General features: G+C 69.8%; 15 protein-coding genes. 9 read left to right on the forward strand and 6 right to left on the reverse strand.

Annotated elements, in window-relative coordinates; translation table 11 throughout:
• Positions 1 to 3: 3 nt before the first annotated feature.
• On the reverse strand, positions 4 to 2,751 hold the full coding sequence (gene aceE / locus CG723_RS04600) for a pyruvate dehydrogenase (acetyl-transferring), homodimeric type (RefSeq protein ID WP_100591936.1): 2,748 nt from the start codon (positions 2,749 to 2,751) through the stop codon (positions 4 to 6).
• 437 nt (positions 2,752 to 3,188) lie between these two features.
• On the opposite strand from aceE, the gene CG723_RS04610 reads away from it, so the two are divergent.
• From CG723_RS04610 to CG723_RS04635, 6 genes are all read left to right on the forward strand, one after another.
• Positions 3,189 to 3,626, forward strand: coding sequence for a DUF3052 domain-containing protein (locus CG723_RS04610; RefSeq protein ID WP_100591937.1), 438 nt, complete (start codon positions 3,189 to 3,191; stop codon positions 3,624 to 3,626).
• 171 nt (positions 3,627 to 3,797) lie between these two features.
• Complete coding sequence (locus tag CG723_RS04615; protein WP_100591938.1) at positions 3,798 to 4,256, forward strand: peroxiredoxin; 459 nt, start codon at positions 3,798 to 3,800, stop codon at positions 4,254 to 4,256.
• Between the two features lie 180 nt (positions 4,257 to 4,436).
• Entirely contained in the window at positions 4,437 to 5,012 is a 576-nt protein-coding gene (locus CG723_RS04620; protein ID WP_100591939.1) for a TerD family protein, read from the forward strand.
• Positions 5,013 to 5,110: 98 nt separating this feature from the next.
• Entirely contained in the window at positions 5,111 to 5,686 is a 576-nt protein-coding gene (locus CG723_RS04625) for a TerD family protein (RefSeq protein ID WP_100591940.1), read from the forward strand.
• Positions 5,687 to 5,759: 73 nt separating this feature from the next.
• Positions 5,760 to 6,908: a DUF475 domain-containing protein gene (locus CG723_RS04630; RefSeq protein WP_100591941.1), complete on the forward strand. Its 1,149-nt coding sequence runs from the start codon at positions 5,760 to 5,762 to the stop codon at positions 6,906 to 6,908.
• Positions 6,909 to 7,007: 99 nt separating this feature from the next.
• Entirely contained in the window at positions 7,008 to 7,748 is a 741-nt protein-coding gene (locus tag CG723_RS04635) for a TerD family protein (RefSeq protein WP_100591942.1), read from the forward strand.
• A gap of 80 nt (positions 7,749 to 7,828) precedes the next feature.
• On the opposite strand, the gene CG723_RS04640 is transcribed toward CG723_RS04635, so the two are convergent.
• The gene (locus tag CG723_RS04640; protein ID WP_100591943.1) at positions 7,829 to 8,758 is read right to left on the reverse strand and encodes a TerD family protein; all 930 of its coding nucleotides are present in this window, start codon (positions 8,756 to 8,758) and stop codon (positions 7,829 to 7,831) included.
• Positions 8,759 to 8,945: 187 nt separating this feature from the next.
• Here CG723_RS04640 and CG723_RS04645 point away from each other — a divergent pair, with 187 nt between their 5' ends.
• From CG723_RS04645 to CG723_RS04655, 3 genes are read left to right on the forward strand one after another with little or no spacing between them, the layout of a single operon-like run.
• The gene (locus tag CG723_RS04645; RefSeq protein WP_100591944.1) at positions 8,946 to 10,112 is read left to right on the forward strand and encodes an HpcH/HpaI aldolase/citrate lyase family protein; all 1,167 of its coding nucleotides are present in this window, start codon (positions 8,946 to 8,948) and stop codon (positions 10,110 to 10,112) included.
• 26 nt (positions 10,113 to 10,138) lie between these two features.
• Positions 10,139 to 12,628 carry a phosphoribosyltransferase gene (locus CG723_RS04650; RefSeq protein WP_234374145.1) on the forward strand — a complete coding sequence of 830 codons (2,490 nt, stop codon included), beginning with the start codon at positions 10,139 to 10,141 and terminating at the stop codon, positions 12,626 to 12,628.
• Complete coding sequence (locus CG723_RS04655) at positions 12,625 to 13,458, forward strand: HAD family hydrolase (RefSeq protein ID WP_100591946.1); 834 nt, start codon at positions 12,625 to 12,627, stop codon at positions 13,456 to 13,458. Before CG723_RS04650 ends, CG723_RS04655 begins: the two co-directional genes overlap by 4 nt.
• A 13-nt stretch (positions 13,459 to 13,471) precedes the next feature.
• Here the strand turns inward: CG723_RS04655 and CG723_RS04660 are convergent, their stop codons facing one another.
• Genes CG723_RS04660 through dgoD form a run of 4 tightly spaced genes read right to left on the reverse strand, consistent with a single transcriptional unit; the run spans position 13,472 to position 16,544 of the window.
• The gene (locus CG723_RS04660; protein ID WP_100591947.1) at positions 13,472 to 13,699 is read right to left on the reverse strand and encodes an FmdB family zinc ribbon protein; all 228 of its coding nucleotides are present in this window, start codon (positions 13,697 to 13,699) and stop codon (positions 13,472 to 13,474) included.
• 33 nt (positions 13,700 to 13,732) lie between these two features.
• Complete coding sequence (locus CG723_RS04665) at positions 13,733 to 14,725, reverse strand: sugar kinase (protein ID WP_267893683.1); 993 nt, start codon at positions 14,723 to 14,725, stop codon at positions 13,733 to 13,735.
• Positions 14,722 to 15,342, reverse strand: coding sequence for a bifunctional 4-hydroxy-2-oxoglutarate aldolase/2-dehydro-3-deoxy-phosphogluconate aldolase (locus CG723_RS04670; RefSeq protein WP_100591948.1), 621 nt, complete (start codon positions 15,340 to 15,342; stop codon positions 14,722 to 14,724). The genes CG723_RS04665 and CG723_RS04670 overlap by 4 nt, the downstream gene beginning before the upstream one ends.
• Before the next feature lie 56 nt (positions 15,343 to 15,398).
• Positions 15,399 to 16,544: a galactonate dehydratase gene (dgoD, locus tag CG723_RS04675; RefSeq protein ID WP_100591949.1), complete on the reverse strand. Its 1,146-nt coding sequence runs from the start codon at positions 16,542 to 16,544 to the stop codon at positions 15,399 to 15,401.
• Positions 16,545 to 16,564 lie beyond the last annotated feature (20 nt).

Consider the following 16,564-nt stretch of genomic DNA (forward strand, 5'->3'; position numbering starts at 1 on the left):
CCCCTACGCGTCGCCGCCCGCCGGGCCGGGGTCGGCCGCCGAGACGTCGAGGAGCTGGTAGCGGTCGATCGCCTGCTTCAGGACAGAGCGGTCGATCTTGCCGTCGCGGGCCAGCTCCGTGAGTACGCCCACCACGATCGACTGGGCGTCGATGTGGAAGAAACGACGGGCCGCGCCGCGCGTGTCCGCGAAGCCGAAGCCGTCCGCGCCGAGCGACTGGTACGTGCCCGGCACCCAGCGGGAGATCTGGTCGGGCACGGACCGCATCCAGTCGGAGACCGCGACGAACGGACCCTCCGAGCCGGACAGCTTCCGCGTGACATAGGGGACGCGCTGCTCCTCGTCGGGGTGCAGCAGGTTGTGCCGCTCCACCTCGACGGCCTCGCGGCGCAGTTCGTTCCAGGAGGTAGCCGACCAGACGTCCGCCCTGACGTTCCACTCGGCGGCGAGGATCTGCTGTGCCTCCAGAGCCCACGGCACCGCGACACCCGAGGCGAGGATCTGCGCCGGGGTGGTGCCCGAAGTGCCCGGGCTGAAGCGATGGATGCCCTTGAGGATGCCCTCCACGTCGACATCGGCGGGCTCGGCCGGGTGCTGCAGCGGCTCGTTGTAGACAGTGAGGTAGTAGAAGATGTCCTCGCCGTGCGGGTGCTCGGCGGTGGCGCCGTACATGCGTCGCAGACCGTCCTGCACGATGTGCGCGATCTCGAAGCCGAAGGCCGGGTCGTAGGCGACGCAGGCCGGGTTGGTCGAGGCGAGCAGCTGCGAGTGACCGTCGGCGTGCTGCAGACCCTCACCAGTCAGGGTCGTCCGGCCTGCGGTCGCCCCCAGCACGAAACCGCGTGCCAGCTGGTCGGCCATCTGCCAGAACTGGTCGCCGGTGCGCTGGAAACCGAACATCGAGTAGAAGACGTAGACCGGGATCAACGGCTCGCCGTGCGTCGCGTACGCCGATCCCGCGGCGATCAGCGAGGCCGTGCAGCCCGCCTCGGAGATGCCGTCGTGCAGCATCTGACCCGTCGGCGACTCCTTGTACGCGAGCAGCAGATCGCGGTCCACGGACTCGTACTGCTGGCCGAGCGGGTTGTAGATCTTCGCGCTCGGGAAGAACGAGTCCATGCCGAACGTGCGGTACTCGTCCGGCGCGATCAGGACGAAGCGCCGACCGATCTCCTTGTCCCGCATGAGGTCCTTGAGCAGCCGGACGAACGCCATGGTGGTGGCGATCGACTGCTGGCCGGAGCCCTTCTTCACGCTTGCGTACGTCTTGTCGTCGGGGAGTGGAAGCGGCTTGGACCGCACGACGCGGGTCGGCACATAGCCGCCGAGCGCGTGCCGGCGGTCGTGCATGTACTGGATCTCCTCCGAGTCGCGGCCCGGGTGGTAGTACGGCGGGGCGCCGTCCTCGAGCTGCTTGTCGGTGATCGGCAAGTGCAGACGGTCGCGGAAGCCCTTGAGGTCGTCGACCGTCAGCTTCTTCATCTGGTGGGTCGCGTTGCGGCCCTCGAAGTTGGGGCCGAGGGTCCAGCCCTTGACCGTCTGCGCCAGGATGACCGTCGGCTGGCCCTTGTGCTCCTTGGCCGCTTTGAAGGCCGCGAAGATCTTCTTGTGGTCGTGCCCGCCGCGCCCCAGGTGCAGGATCTGGTCGTCGGTCATGTTCTCGACCATCGCGCGCAGCCGGTGGTCGCCACCGAAGAAGTGATCGCGAATGTACGAGCCGGGCTCGGTGGCATACGTCTGGAACTGGCCGTCGGGCGTGGTGTTCAGCTTGTTCACCAGGACGCCGTCGCGGTCCTGCGCGAGCAGCGGGTCCCAACTGCGGTCCCAGACCAGCTTGATGACGTTCCAGCCTGCGCCGCGGAACTGCGACTCGAGTTCCTGGATGATCTTGCCGTTGCCGCGGACCGGGCCGTCGAGGCGCTGCAGGTTGCAGTTCACCACGAAGGTCAGGTTGTCGAGGCCCTCGCGGGCCGCGATCGACAGCTGGCCGAGCGACTCCGGCTCGTCCATCTCGCCGTCGCCGAGGAACGCCCAGACGTGCGACGCGGAGGTGTCGGCGATGTCGCGGGCCTGCATGTAGCGGTTCATCCGGGCCTGGAAGATCGCGCCCAGCGGGCCGAGGCCCATGGAGACGGTGGGGAACTCCCAGAAGTCCGGCATCAGTCGGGGGTGCGGGTACGACGACAGGCCGTACGGAGCCTTCGACTTCTCCTGGCGGAACGAGTCGAGCTGGCCGTCGGTGAGGCGGTCCAGGAGATAAGCGCGGGCGTAGATGCCCGGCGACGCATGGCCCTGGAAGAAGATCTGGTCGCCGCCCGTGCCGTCGTCCTTGCCGCGGAAGAAGTGGTTGAAGCCCACGTCGTAGAGCGAGGCGGAGGAGGCGAAGGTGGCGATGTGGCCGCCGACCCCGATGCCGGGGCGTTGGGCGCGGGAGACCATCACCGCGGCGTTCCAGCGGGTCGCGTTGAGGACCTTGCGCTCGATCTCCTCGTTGCCGGGGAAGAAGGGCTCGTCCTTGGTCGCGATCGTGTTGATGTAGTCCGTGCTGCGCATCTCGGGCACGGCCACGCGCTTCTCGCGGGCGCGCTCGATCAGCCGGAGCATCAGGAAGCGGGCCCGCTCGCGCCCGCGCTCGTCGACGGCGGCATCGAGGGAGTCGAGCCATTCCTGGGTCTCTTCGGGATCGAAGTCCGGGACCTGGCTGGGGAGGCCGCCAATGATGATCGGATTGCGATCGGATCCGGAAACCACGCTGTTCCTTCACTGTCGGTCGAGATGTGCAATTGGGGTGCAATGGGGCTGCGCCGCTCCCCATCGTGTACCTCGGGAACGCAATCGTCATCTCTACCGCGAGGTAATCGGAGTGATTCCCCGGGGTTCCCTGGACGGGTGCGGCCAAATCTGAACGATACGCTCATGTGGTTCACCAGTTTCGTGAGGCCGTTCGGCCGAGGTGGACGACGGTCATCCACAGGGTGGGCAAATCCGGCAGATCGGTGTGGCATACATCACCGGCCTGCGGGGATCCTTGACTGAAGATGCGGTGACACCGCCTGGAACGTCACCGTTTCGGCGGTCTCGGGGGCCGGGTACTTGCGCGATCCGCCCCGCCCGTGTGGACTACGGCCAACGCTTCGCGCACGCGCGAAGCCGCAGACAACTTCGTAAACATGATCAGGAGGCAATCCGTGAGCGCGACCGCGGACCACGCGGAGGAGCGGACCAACCCTGCCGCGAGGCTGGGTTTCCAGCCCGAGCAGGTGGTCCAGGAGATCGGCTTCGACGACGACGTCGACCAGGAGCTCCGCGAGTCCATTGAGGAAGTCATCGGCAGCGAGCTCGTCGACGAGGACTACGACGACGTCGCTGACGCGGTGGTGCTGTGGTTCCGCGAGGACGACGGCGATCTGACGGACGCGTTGGTAGACGCCAGCCAGCTGGTCGACGACGGTGCCCCTGTCTGGCTGCTGACCCCGAAGACCGGCCGCGACGGCTATGTCGAGCCGAGCGACATCAACGAAGCCGCGCAGACCGCGGGTCTCTCGCAGACCAAGAGCATCAACGCGGGCAAGGACTGGGCGGGCAGCCGCCTCGTCACGCCGAAGGCGGCCGCCAAGAAGCGCTAGCCGACGAAAGACCCCAGCAGACACTCCGTGCGGCCCCCGCCGACGCCATGACGCGTCGACGGGGGCCGCACGCTTTGCCCGGGCCGCACGCGAGGCCCCCACGAGGGGAGACCGCCTTCGGCGCCTAGGCTGGGCCTCACCCGAACGGCTCCACGGAAGGAAAGCTTGACCATGACGATCGAGGTCGGCACGAAGGCTCCGGATTTCGAGCTCAAGACGCAGCACGGCGAGACCGTGCGGCTCTCGGACTTCCGGGGTGAGAAGAACGTGGTGCTGCTCTTCTACCCGTTCGCCTTCACCGGCGTCTGCACCGGCGAGCTGTGCGCCCTGCGCGACGAGCTGCCGAAGTTCGTCAACGACGACGTCCAGCTGCTCGCCGTGTCCAACGACTCGCCGTTCAGCCTGCGCGTCTTCGCCGAGCAGGAGGGCCTCGAGTACCCGCTCCTGTCGGACTTCTGGCCACACGGCGAGGCCTCGCGCGCGTACGGCGTCTTCGACGAGGAGAAGGGCTGCGCGGTGCGCGGCACCTTCATCATCGACAAGGAGGGCGTGGTCCGCTGGACCGTCGTCAACGGCCTGCCGGACGCCCGTGACCTCAACGAATACGTCAAGGCGATCGACACCCTCTGACCCCTCAGCGGTCACAAGGGCGTGCTCCGCGCATCTCTCGGGGATGTCCCGGGGATGACACCCTGGGATTCTTCGGGTGCGGAGCCTGTGGCTGCCGGGAACCGGTCACTAGGATCCAGACGTTGATCCGATACCAATGCACGACGGGGCTCCCCGCCCCCGACACCAATGGGAGGACTCGTGGGAGTCAGCCTCAGCAAGGGCGGCAACGTATCGCTGACCAAGGAGGCACCTGGCCTGACCGCGGTCATCATCGGCCTCGGGTGGGACGTTCGTACCACCACGGGCACGGACTTCGACCTTGACGCCAGCGCCATCCTGACGAACACGGAGGGCAAGGTCAGCAGTGACGCCAACTTCGTGTTCTTCAACAACCTGAAGAGCCCGGACGGCTCGGTCGAGCACACCGGCGACAACACCACGGGTGAAGGCGAGGGTGACGACGAGCAGCTCAAGGTCAACCTCGCCGGCGTCCCGGCCGATGTGGACAAGATCGTGTTCCCGGTCTCGATCTACGACGCCGAGAACCGCCAGCAGTCGTTCGGCCAGGTGCGCAACGCGTTCATCCGCGTCGTGAACCAGGCGGGCGGGGCGGAGATCGCCCGTTACGACCTCTCCGAGGACGCCTCGACGGAGACCGCCATGGTCTTCGGCGAGCTGTACAGGAACGGCGCGGAGTGGAAGTTCCGCGCCATCGGCCAGGGTTACGCCTCGGGCCTGCGCGGCATCGCGCAGGACTTCGGCGTCAACGTCTGAGCCGAGCACGACCGTATGACCGTCCGGCGTCGCACGCGAGTGCGGCGCCGGACGCGCTGGACAACTCAAGCGACATCACACCGGGGAGGATCACGATCATGGGTGTCACGCTCGCCAAGGGGGGCAATGTCTCCCTCTCCAAGGCCGCACCGAACCTCACACAGGTACTGATCGGACTCGGCTGGGACGCGCGTTCCACCACCGGAGCCGACTTCGACCTCGACGCCAGCGCGCTGCTGTGCAAGGACGGCCGGGTGCTCGGCGACGAGTGGTTCATCTTCTACAACCAGCTCACCAGCCCGGACGGCTCTGTCGAGCACACCGGCGACAACCTCACCGGTGAGGGCGAGGGTGACGACGAGTCGATCCTGATCGACCTGTCCAAGGTGCCGGCATTCTGCGACAAGATCGTCTTCCCGGTCTCGATCCATGACGCGGACAACCGAGGGCAGACGTTCGGCCAGGTCAGCAACGCGTTCATCCGCGTGGTCAATCAGGCGGACGGCCAGGAACTCGCCCGCTACGACCTGAGCGAGGACGCGTCCACGGAGACCGCGATGATCTTCGGCGAGGTGTACCGGTACGGCGGCGAATGGAAGTTCCGCGCCGTAGGACAGGGGTACGCGTCGGGCCTTCGCGGCATCGCTCTAGACTTCGGGGTCAATGTTTCGTAAAGCCGTGCGCGGAGCGGGGGAGCCCCGTCATACCGGCGCGGGGGAGACCCGTACACACCTGATGGGGTAGCCAGTGGTTTTGAAAACCTTCGGCTGGTCGTTCGCAATTACTGCGCTCGGCCTGGTCGCGGCTGTGTTCTACGACGGATGGACAGCATTCGGGGTCGTCGCGATCCTTGCTGTCCTCGAGATCTCGCTGTCCTTCGACAACGCGGTGATCAATGCCGGAATCCTGAAGAAGATGAATGCCTTCTGGCAGAAGATCTTCCTGACGGTCGGTGTGCTGATCGCCGTCTTCGGTATGCGACTGGTCTTCCCCGTCGTGATCGTTGCGGTCAGCGCCAAGCTCGGCCCCATCGAGGCGGTCAAGCTCGCGCTCAATGACAAGGACAAGTACCAGCAGCTGGTGACCGACGCGCACCCGTCGATCGCCGCGTTCGGTGGCATGTTCCTGTTGATGATCTTCCTCGACTTCATCTTCGAGGAGCGGGACGTCCAGTGGCTGCGCTGGATCGAGCGTCCGCTCGCCAAGCTCGGCAAGGTCGACATGCTGTCGGTCTGCATCGCGATGATCGTGCTCCTGATCTCCTCGTTCACCGTGGCCACGCACGCCCACCAGCACGGTGGCGCCCATGTGGACAAGGCCGAGACAGTGCTCATCGCCGGCGTCGCCGGTCTGATCACCTATCTCATCGTGGGCGGTCTCTCCGGGTACTTCGAGAACCGCCTGGAGGAGGAAGAGGAGCGCGAGCACGAGGTCGAGGAAGAGGCCAGGAAGAGCGGCAAGGCCGCGCCGGCCATAGCGATGGCGGGCAAGGCCGCGTTCTTCATGTTCCTCTACCTCGAGGTCCTGGACGCGTCGTTCTCCTTCGACGGCGTCATCGGCGCCTTCGCCATCACCAACGACATCGTGCTGATGGCGCTCGGCCTCGGCATCGGTGCCATGTACGTCCGTTCGCTCACGGTCTACCTGGTCCGCCAGGGCACCCTGGACGACTACGTGTACCTGGAGCACGGCGCGCACTACGCGATCGGCGCCCTTGCCGTGATCCTCCTGGTCACGATCCAGTACGAGATCAACGAGGTCATCACGGGCCTGATCGGCGTCGTCCTGATCGCCTGGTCGTTCTGGTCGTCGGTGCGCCGCAACTCGCGAATCGCGGCCGCCGAGGGAAAAGCGGCGGCCTCGGGCGAGAAGGCTGAGGTTTCGTCCGGGCACTGATCCTGGAACGCTGTGAGCGGGGCGGTCCGCGAGGAGAACTCCTCACCGGCCGCCCCGTCGGCGTAACTGGACCATGAAACATGGGCACTTGGGGGCGAAATGTCCTTCTGGGACGGACTGTGGCGGGGGCGTGCGGCGGATTTCGAGTCGGGCAGCGCCGCGTCGAACTCCATCGAACTCACCAAGCGGCACCCGGTCGTCTCGCTCACCAAACAGGGGGCGGCGACCGGGAATCTGCGTATCAACCTGTCCTGGCGGATGCGGACGTCGGACATCGGCGGCCCGGAGCGCGAGAGCCTGCTGCGGCACCCCTTCAAGCTGTTCAAGCCCGATGTGGTGCAGGCCCATACGCAGAGCATGGTCAATGTGGACCTCGACCTCGGCTGTCTGTATGAGCTGACCGACGGGGAGAAGGGCGTGGTCCAGCCGCTCGGCAGCTTCTTCGGCGCGCTCAACGCGCCGCCGTACGTGAAGCTCAGCGGGGACGACCGCTTCGGCTCGGCGTCGGGTGAGACGATCTACGTCAATCTCGACCATCGCGAGTCCATCAAGCGACTGCTTGTCTTCGTCTACATCTACGACCAGACACCGGCGTTCGACCGTACGCACGCCCACGTCACGCTCTACCCGAGCAACGGCCCGCGTGTCGAGATCAGCCTCGACGAGCGCGCCCCGCAGGCCCGCTCCTGCGCCGTCGTCACGATCGAGAACGTCAAGGGTGAGCTGATCGTGCGACGCGAGGTGAAGTTCGTGTACGGGTTCCAGGCCGAGCTGGACCGGCTGTACGGGTGGGGCCTTCAGTGGGGCCGGGGGTACAAGTCCAAGGTCGGGGAGCGCTAGGGCGTCTCCGGCGGATCAGACGCCGGGTCCCAGTTCCGTCGCCCGATCCGGCCCCGAGCCGCCCGGGGCCGGTCGCGGGCTCAGCGTGAGATGAACTGCGGGCCCTGCGGCGGCAGGGCGAAGTTCGGGTCGGGCAGCGGCTGCACCGGCTGCGGATAGCCGTACGCGGGCTGCGTCGTCGGCACCGGCATGACCAGCGGCGCGGGCTGCGTGGGCGCCGCGGGCGGATACCCGTACGAGGGCTGGGAGACGGGCTGGGGCGCGGGCTGAGGGAGCGACGCGGCGATGGGCTGCTGCGTGGGCGCCTGCGGGTACCCGTAGCCCGAACCCGAACCCGAACCCGAACCTGATCCCCAATCCGACCCCGACCCCATGAACGAGGTGTCGGGGGCCGGAGGCGGGAACGACGGCTCGGCGGCCGGCATCGGGCCCGGAGGCGACGATGCCTGAAGATCCGGCGCCGGCTCCGACTCGTCCACCGAGATGCCGAAATCGGTCGCCAGGCCGACCAGGCCGTTCGAGTAGCCCTCGCCCAGGGCCCGGAACTTCCAGCCCTCACCGCGCCGGTACAGCTCGCCGCAGATCAGCGCCGTCTCGGCGCCCGTCTCCGGCTTCACGTCGAAGCGGGCGAGGGGCTCGCCCTCGGCGGCCGCGGCGTCGTAGATCAGGATCCGCAGGGCGGGTACATGGTCGAAGGGGACGTCGTCCGCCGAGGCGACGAGGAGGACGCGGCCGACCTCGGGGCCGAGGCCCGCCAGGTCCGACTGGATCGTGTCGGTGAGTCCGTCGGCGACGCGCTTCTTGCCGAGCCGCCAGACCTTGCCCGAGGGGTGCCGGGGCTGGTTGTAGAAGACGAAGTCCTCGTCGGACCGTACGCGACCGTCGGGGCCGAGGAGCAGCGCCGAGGCGTCGACGTCGGGCACGCCCTGGCCGATGGCCCAGCGCAGCACGGCGCGGACCGCCGTGGCCTCGAGCGGGACGTTCGACCCCTTCAGCATCGCGTGCGTCATGCGGTCATCCTGCCTTCCCTGTCCTGGCCAGGACAACGCGGGGGCCCGAGACTGTGAGACCGAGCGACATACTCGACATGGGTGGGTTACCTGAATTTCATGCCCGATGGGAACCCTTGACATGGATCCCTACGTACTATTACCGGCCACTTAAATTCGGGCCCGAGCGGCACGACGGGGGAGTCTCATGCGTCATTTCGGGCATATCGCCCCTGAGGTGCGGCAGCGCCTGTTCCACCGGGAGCCCGGTGACTTCACCGCGGACTCGCCGCCCCGCATGCTCGCGGCGGCCCTCGGGGCCACGCTCTACAGCCCGGCCACGCGGCCGCGCCTCGCCGACGACGTCCTCAAGCAGGCGGGCCGGGGTGTCGTCTCGATGGTGCTGTGCCTGGAGGACTCGATCGACGACGCCGAGGTTGCGGACGCCGAGGAGAACCTGGTCGCGCAGTTCACCGACCTCGCGGCCCGGCCGGACGCGCAGCCTCCGCTGCTGTTCGTCCGCGTCCGCGCCGCCGGACAGATCACCGACCTCGTCCGCCGTCTCGGCCCGGCCGTGCGGCTGCTGTCCGGATTCGTACTGCCGAAATTCACCGAGGAGCGGGGCGTGCCGTTCCTGGAGGCGCTCTCCGCCGCCGAGGCGGCCACCGGGCGGCGCCTCTTCGCGATGCCCGTCCTGGAGTCGCCCGAGCTCCTGCACCTGGAGACGCGGGGCGACACCCTCACCGGGATCGCCCGCACCGTCGACAAGTACCGCGACCGCGTCCTGGCCCTGCGCCTCGGCGTGACCGACTTCTGCTCCGCGTACGGGCTGCGCAGGCCGCCGGACATGACCGCGTACGACGTCCAGATCGTGGCCTCCGTGATCGGGGACGTGGTCAATCTGCTCGGCCGGGCCGACGGCACCGGCTTCACCGTGACCGGGCCCGTCTGGGAGTACTTCCGTCACCAGGAGCGGATGTTCAAGCCGCAGCTGCGCCGCAGCCCCTTCCTGGAGAGCCGGGCCGTCGAGCTGCGCCAGGCCCTCATCGAGCACGACATGGACGGCCTGCTGCGCGAGATCGAGCTGGACCGGGCCAACGGCCTGCTCGGCAAGACCTGCATCCACCCCTCGCACGTGATGCCCGTGCACGCGCTGTCCGTGGTCAGTCACGAGGAGTACGGCGACGCCCAGGACATCCTGCGGCCCGAGCGCGGCGGTGGTGGCGTCCTCAGGTCCGCGTACACGAACAAGATGAATGAAGTGAAGCCGCACCGTGCCTGGGCCGAGCGGACCCTCCAGCGGGCGGAGGCCTTCGGCGTCGCCCGTGAGGACGTCGGCTTCGTGGAGCTGCTCAACGCCGGCCTGCCCGCGTGACGAGCGCGCGAGTCATGATGAAAGCAATGAAAAGGGGCGAAGTGGTCTGGTCGGGGACATGGGTCGCACAGCGGCTCGGGGTCGAGCTCGTCGGTGACGAGGAGATATCCGGGCTGCTGGGCCTTGCCCTGCGCCGCAATCCCAAGCGGGCCCATCTGCTCGTGTCGAACGTCCTCGGCAAGCACGTGCCCCAGTCGCCGGCCGTGGTCTGGCGCGCCGGGTACGACCTCGGTCTGCGGGTGCGCGAGCTGCTCGGCGACGACGCGGCGCGGCAGGCGGTCGTGCTCGGATACGCCGAGACGGCGACGGGCCTCGGGCACTCCGTCGCCGACGGCCTGGCCCTCGCGCCCTATCTGCACTCGACGCGGCGCCCCGTCGACGGAGTGGCGCGCGCGGGCGGCTTCGAGGAGTCCCACTCGCACGCCACCTCCCATCTGCTGCTGCCGGAGGACCCCCGGCTCCTCGCGGGCGACGGGGCGCTCGTCCTCGTCGACGACGAGTTCTCCACGGGTAATACGGTCCTCAACACGATCCGCGCCCTGCACGAGCGCTACCCGCGCGGGCACTACGTCATCGTCGCCCTCGTCGACATGCGTTCGCCCGACGACCGGGGCCGCCTGGCCGACTTCGCCCGTGAGATCGGCGCCCGTGTCGACCTGGTCGCGTCGGCGTCCGGCACCGTCAAGCTCCCCGACGGCGTCCTCGCCAAGGGGCAGGCGCTCGTAGCCCACCACGAGTCCCTCGCCGAGACCCCGACGGAGCGCACAGGGCCGGGCGGCGAGCCGCCCACAGAGCCGGGCAGCGAGCCGGGCAGCGTGACCCGCGTGGACCTTCGGTGGCCCGCGTCCGTGCCCGACGGAGGCCGGCACGGCTTCACGCCGGAGCACCGTGCGGCGCTCGACGCGGCGCTCCCCGCGATGGCCGCCCGCCTGAGCGCGCCCCTGGGGGACGCCCGCCGCGTACTCGTCCTCGGTTTCGAGGAGCTGATGTACGCGCCGCTCGCCCTGGCCCGCGAGGTCGAGAAGGGCACGCAGGCGCAGGTGCGCTACTCCACCACGACCCGTTCGCCGGTCCTCGCCGTCGACGACCCCGGCTACGCGATCCGTACGCGACTCGTCTTCCCCGCCCACGACGACCCGGCCGACGGTCCGGGCGAGCGCTACGCGTACAACGTCGCGGGCGGTGACTTCGACGCGATCGTCGCCGTCGTCGACTCCACCGCGGACACGCCCCAACTGCATGCCTCAGACGGCCTGTTGGCGCGCCTCGCCGAGCACACCCCGCGCGTGCTGCTCGCCGTCGTGCCTTCCTACGTCCCCCAGGGGACTGCCCCCGAAAGGCCCCCCGTGTCCCCCACGCTCCCCGAGCCCCTCCGCGGCCCCGCCTTCTCCTCGTACGCGCCGGACGAGGTCGGCTGGCTGCTCCAGGACCTCTCGGACGTCGAGCTGGAGGCGCCGACCGAGGAGCGCGAGGAGGCGATACAGGGCGGTGGCGCGCACTACGCCGAGTCGCTGCCCGTCGAGTACCAGCCGAGCGCCGAGTACCAGGCGCTGTTCCAGTCCGCCCTCGAGGTCTCGGCCGCGCGGATCGCGCAGGCGGTCGGCGTCGTGACCGAGACCGTGCTCGCCGAACGGTCCCCGCGTCCCGTGCTCGTCTCGCTCGCCCGCGCCGGGACGCCCGTCGGCGTGCTGATGCGCCGCTGGGCGCAGGCGCGGCGCGGCCTCGACCTGCCGCACTACGCCGTTTCGATCGTCCGTGGCCGCGGCATCGACGCGAACGCGCTGCGCTGGCTCGCCGCCCACCACGACCCGGCCGATGTCGTCTTCGTCGACGGCTGGACCGGCAAGGGCGCGATCACCCGCGAACTGGCCGAAGCACTCAAGACCCATCAGCGAGACGAGGGCGGCCCCGGGTTCGACCCGGAGATCGCGGTGCTCGCCGACCCCGGGTCCTGCGTGCGCACCTACGGCACCCGCGAGGACTTCCTCATCCCGTCCGCGTGCCTCAACTCGACGGTATCCGGGCTGATATCGCGTACGGTGCTGCGCGCCGACCTCGTCGGGTCGAACGACTTCCACGGCGGCAAGTTCTACCGAGAGCTCGCGGAGGCGGATGTCTCGACGCACTTCCTCGACACCGTCGAGGCCTGCTTCGACGAGGTCGCCGACGCCGTGGACGCCCAGGTCAAGGAGATGCTCTCCGCCGACCGCGCACCCACCTGGGAGGGGTGGGCGGCCGTCGAGCGGATCAGTGAGGAGTACGAGATCCACGACGTGAACCTGGTGAAGCCCGGCGTCGGCGAGACGACCCGCGTGCTGCTGCGCCGTGTTCCGTGGAAGATACTCGCCCGAACCGGCGCCGGCGCCGACCTCGACCACGTACGCCTGCTCGCCGAGCAGCGCGGGGTACCGGTCGAGGAGGTCGCCGAACTCCCTTACACCTGCGTCGGGTTGATCCACCCGAAGTACACGCGGGGCGCCACCGGCGCGGACGGCAAGGCGGTGGCCGCGAAGTGAGCGCCACGCCCGTCACCCTGGTCGCCAGTGACCTCGACCGCACCCTGATCTACTCCGCCGCAGCCCTCGGCCTGACCATGCCCGACGCGCAAGCGCCGCGCCTGCTGTGCGTCGAGGTCTACGAGGGCAAGCCCCTCTCCTACGTCACCGAGGACGCGGCCGAGCTGCTCGGCGAACTCGGCCGCAGCGCTCTCTTCGTCCCGACCACGACCCGCACCCGTGAGCAGTACGGACGCATCCATCTCCCGGGCCCCGTCTCGCAGTTCGCGATCTGCGCCAACGGCGGGCACCTGCTGGTGGACGGCGTTTCCGACCCGGACTGGCGGGCCGCTGTCGACGAGCGGCTGGCCGCGGAGTGCGCGCCGCTCGACGAGGTGAGGGCGCATCTGGTGCGGACGGCCGACCCGGCGTGGCTCCTGAAGGAGCGCGTCGCCGAGGACCTCTTCGCGTATCTCGTGGTCGATCGGTCCCTGCTCCCGGAGGGCTGGGTCAAGGAACTCGCCGTCTGGGCGGAGCGCCGCGGCTGGACGGTCTCCCTCCAGGGCCGAAAGATCTACGCCGTGCCGAAGCCGCTCACCAAGAGTGCGGCCATGCACGAGGTGGCCCGCCGCTCCGGCGCCGACCTCACGCTCGCGGCCGGCGACTCCCTGCTCGACGCGGACCTGCTCCTCGCGGCCGACCACGCCTGGCGCCCCGGCCACGGAGAGCTGGCGGACGCGGGCTGGACCGCGCCGCACGTCACGGCCCTGGAGGACCGGGGCGTCGCGGCGGGCGAGACGATCCTGCGGGAGCTGGTCGACAGGGTCCGGCAGCCGCGTACGTACCCCTGAGGGACCTGTACGTTCACCCGCAGCAACCCCCACCGCAGCAGCCCCCGCCTCCGCCCCCGCCGCCGGCGGGGCGGGCCGGTGCGGCGGCCGATGTCGTGCCGCCGACGGCGACCGTCGACAGCAGCTTCACCGTGTCGTCGTGGCCGGCGGGGCAGTCCGCGGGGGCCGAGGACTCGGCCATGGGACGGCTCAGTTCGAACGTGTCGCCGCAGGTCCGGCAGCGGTACTCGTAGCGTGGCATGGGCACAGGTTAGCTGGCCGTGCCCCGCGGGCGTCAGCGTACGACCGTGCCTCGGCCCGCCCCGAGCAGCCCGAGTTCCGCCCGTGTGGGTGCCCCCTCCCAGTCGCCCGGCTGCGCGACCGCGAAGGCGCCCGTCGTCACCGCCCGGTCGAGGCGCCCGGCGGTGTCCTCGCCGTCGAGGAGCGCGGAGAGATAGCCGGCGACGAAGGCGTCACCGGCCCCGACCGCGTCCACGGCGCGCACCGGCCGTGCCGGGACACGTAGCTCACCGTCGGCCGAGTGGGCGATCGCCCCGTCGGCGCCGAGCTTGACGACGACCTCGCGCACCCCCAGATCGAGGAGGGCCTTGACCGGGTCAGGCCCGGGCGGCGCGCACAGCGGCAACTCGTCGTCGGAGGCGATGAGGACATCGACGTACGGGATCCAGTCGCGCAGTTCCGCGGCAGCCGTCCCCGAACTCCACAGCTGGGAGCGGTAGTTGGCGTCCAGGCTGACCGGAGCGCCGTGTTCGCGGGCGAGCCGCAGGGCGCGCCGGCACGCGTCGCGCGCGGAGGTGCTGAGCGCGGGCGTGATCCCCGTCAGATGCAGGACGCGGGGCGGCGGACCGGCCGCGAAGGCCCGCTCGACGCGGTCGGCGTCGAGCCGTGAACCCGCCGAGCCCGCACGGTAGTACTGCACCCGCGTCACCTCGGGCAGCCGCGGCTCGAACAGGATCAGGCCCGTAGGGGCGCCGGTGTCACGGGCGACGCAGGACGTGTCGACGCCCTCGGCGCGCAGCGTGCGCAGGACCAGTTCGCCCGCCTCGTCGGCGCCGACCGCGCCCGCCCAGCGGACGCTGTGGCCGAGCCGGGTGAGACCGATGGCGACGTTCGACTCGGCGCCCGCGACGGACAGGTCCATCGAGCCGCCCAGCTTGAACGGACCGTGGCCGCGCAACGCGACCATGGTCTCGCCGAAGGTGAGTACGTCGATGGGGGAGGCGGGGGCCCCGGCTGAAGCGGGGCTCGCCGAACCCGACGCCGTCACCCGCACACCGCCTTGAACTCGGCCGCCCGCTTGCGCAGTTGACCCAGGTCCCCGCCGTCCGCCGCGTCGCCGATGAGGGGTGAGCCGACCCCGACCGCGATGGCGCCGGCCTCCAGATAGGCGGTCGCCGCCGCCGCGTCGACCCCGCCCACCGGCACGAACGGCGTCCGGGGGAACGGCCCCCGCAGCGCCTTCAGATACGACGGACCGCCCGTCGCCGACGCCGGGAAGATCTTCAGGGCCGTCGCCCTGGACGCCTCGGCCGCGATGACGTCGGTCGGCGTGAGCACCCCGGCGAGCACGGGCAGGCCCTGCCGCAGCGACTCGTCGACCCCGGCGCCCAGCCCGGGCGTCACAATGAGGTTCGCCCCGGCGGCGGCCGCCTCGCGGGCGTCCTCGGCGGTCAGCACCGTGCCGGCACCGAGCCAGACGTCGTCGCCGAGCTCGGCCCGCGCCCTGCGGATCACGTCGAGGGCGTCACGGCCGCTGAGGGACACCTCCACCAGCGGGATTCCGGCCTCGGCCAGGGCCATGACCGTACGGAACGACGCGTCGGCGTCGCTTCCCCGGACGATCGCCACGAGGCGCTCGGCGCGCAGTGCGGTAGTGAAGTCCATGGTGCTCCTCCTCGGTTCCCTTTCATGGGTGGGCGTTTCGTAGGGCGTTTCACGGGTCACCACTCGGCGAACGAGCCGTCCTCGTGCCGCCACACGGGGTTGCGCCAGGCGTGGCCCTTGGCGTCGGCCGCGCGTACGGCCGCCTCGTCGACGTCCACGCCGAGGCCGGGCCGTTCCGTGCGCAGCAGCGAGCCCGCGACGAAGCGGAACGGCTCGCGGTCGGAGACGTAGTCGAGGAGCTCGGCGTCCTTGTTGTAGTGGATGCCGATCGACTGCTCCTGGATGAGGAAGTTCGGTGTGGTGAAGGCGACTTGGAGGCTCGCGGCGAGGGCCACGGGCCCGAGCGGGCAGTGCGGCGCGATGTGGGCCCCGTACATCTCGGCGAGCGCGGCGATGCGGCGCAGCTCGGAGATGCCGCCCGCGTGCGAGATGTCTGGCTGCACCACGGCGACGCCGGCCTGGAGTGGGGCGAGGAACTCCCGCCGGGTGAAGAGCCGTTCGCCGAGCGCGATCGGGATGTTGGAGGCGTTCACCAGATCGGGGACGGCCTGCATGTGGTCGGAGAGGACGGGCTCCTCGACGAACAGGGGCGCGTACTCGGCGAGCAGGGGGAGCAGCCGGCGGGCGTTCGCGGGGGAGACGCGGCCGTGGAAGTCGAGCGCGAAATCCCGTTCGTCGCCCAGGACCTCACGGGCGGTCTCCGCGCGCAGCAGGCACGCGCGGACCTCCTCGCGGGTGGCGAGCGGCGTCATGCGCCCGCCGGCGTTCATCTTCACCGCCGTGAACCCGGCCTCGACCTGGGCGCTCACCGCGTCCCTGACCTCGCTCGGCTCGTCACCGCCCACCCAGGCGTACGCCCGGATCCGCTCACGCACCGGCCCGCCGAGCAACTGGTGCACGGGCTGCCCGTACGTCTTGCCCTTGATGTCCCACAGGGCCTGGTCGAGCCCGGCGACGGCGGACGACAGGACCGGCCCGCCGCGGTAGAAACCGCCCTTCGTCATGACCTGCCAGTGGTCCTCGATACGCAGCGGGTCCTGGCCGACCAGGTACTCGGCGAGCACCTCGACGGCTGCCCGCACGGGCTCCGCACGCCCTTCGACGACGGGCTCACCCCAGCCGACGACCCCTTCGTCGGTCTCCACGCGGACGAACATCCAGCGGGGCGGAGCGAGGAAGGTCTCGATGCGGGCGATCTTCACGTAGGGGTTCCTCTCGGGGT

It is taken from the genome of Streptomyces sp. CB01635, from assembly GCF_002803065.1.
Classification (GTDB): domain Bacteria; phylum Actinomycetota; class Actinomycetes; order Streptomycetales; family Streptomycetaceae; genus Streptomyces.